Annotated in this window: 1 rRNA gene; it reads right to left on the bottom strand. The window is 58.9% G+C overall.

The window, feature by feature from the left end:
• Positions 1-1,681: ribosomal RNA gene (locus YWW_RS0124205) — 23S ribosomal RNA — on the bottom strand; the annotation flags it as partial.

Consider the following 1,681-nt stretch of genomic DNA (forward strand, 5'->3'; position numbering starts at 1 on the left):
CCCCGCCTGATCCACCAGACGGTACGACTACCCCACTGCGTCACCCCATCACTACACTACACACGGAAAGGACCCCAACCAGACGCCCACACCAGCCACCCCGAAGGGCAACCAGCACACGCCCCCAGCCGGTTAGCACAACCGCTATCGCTCACACGCGGCACTCGGGTACCGGAATATCAACCGGTTCTCCATCGACTACGCCTCTCGGCCTCGCCTTAGGCCCCGACTAACCCAGAGCGGAACAACCGTCCTCTGGAACCCTTAGTCAATCGGCGGACCGGATTCTCACCGGCCTTACGCTACTCATGCCTGCATTCTCACTCGCGCCAAATCCACCACCGGTCACCCTGCGGCTTCACCTCTGACACGACGCTCCCCTACCCAACCCCGGCTGGAACAAGCCAACCGGGCATTGCTACGGCTTCGGCGGTGCACTTCAGCCCCGCTACATTATCGGCGCGAAACCACTCGACCAGTGAGCTATTACGCACTCTTTCAAGGATGGCTGCTTCTAAGCCAACCTCCTGGCTGTCAACGCGACCCCACATCCTTTTCCACTCAGCACACCCTTAGGGGCCTTAGCCGGTAATCTGGGCTGTTTCCCTCTCGACGACGGATCTTCTCACCCGCCGACTCACTGCCGCACTCAACACCATGGCATTCGAAGTTTAGCTGAGCTCAGTAACCGACACGGCCCATCACCCAACCAGCGCCCTACCACCACGGTGCAACATGCGACGCTGCACCTAAATGCATTTCGGGGAGAACCAGCTATCACGGAGTTTGATTGGCCTTTCACCCCTACCCACACCTCATCCCCCCAGTTTGCAACCTAGGTGGGTTCGGGCCTCCACGACCTCTTACAGCCGCTTCACCCTGGACATGGGTAGATCACCCCGCTTCGGGTCTACAACACACCACTCAACGCCCTCTTCAGACTCGCTTTCGCTCCGGCTCCCCCACACGGGTTAACCTCGCGGCATACCATAACTCGCAGGCTCATTCTTCAAAAGGCACGCCATCACCCGCCCACGGCAGGAACGAATCCCACCGCCGGGCTCTGACGGATTACAGGCACATGGTTTCAGGCACTCTTTCACTCCCCTCCCGGGGTACTTTTCACCATTCCCTCACGGTACTCTCCACTATCGGTCACCGGACCACTTTAGGCTTACCAGACGGTCCTGGCAGATTCACACGAGCCTCCACGAAACCCGCACTACTCGAGAACACGAACCGACGCAACACACCAGCCTTCACCTACGGGACTCTCACCCACTCCGGTCGACCATCCCAAGCCGTTCAGCTAACCAATGCATCAACGCCCTACCCCCGGCAGAGGATAACGCCCACGTCTCACAACCCCGAACCCGCAACGCCTGCCGGCTATCACACGAACCCGGTTTAGCCTCCTCCGCTTTCGCTCGCCGCTACTCACGGAATCACTCTTGTTTTCTCCACAGCAGGTACTGAGATGTTTCACTTCCCCACCACACCACACACCAGCCTATACATTCAGCCAGCGGCAACTAGTCATCAAACTAGCTAGGTTACCCCATTCGGAAACCCTGGGATCACAGTCCAGTTGGCAACTCCCCCAGGCATATCGCAGCCTCACACGTCCTTCATCGGTCATCCGGCACCAAGGCATCCACCATGCGCCCTACACAACTTAACC

It is taken from the genome of Glycomyces tenuis DSM 44171 (genome assembly GCF_000427885.1).
Lineage (GTDB): Bacteria > Actinomycetota > Actinomycetes > Mycobacteriales > Micromonosporaceae > Glycomyces > Glycomyces tenuis.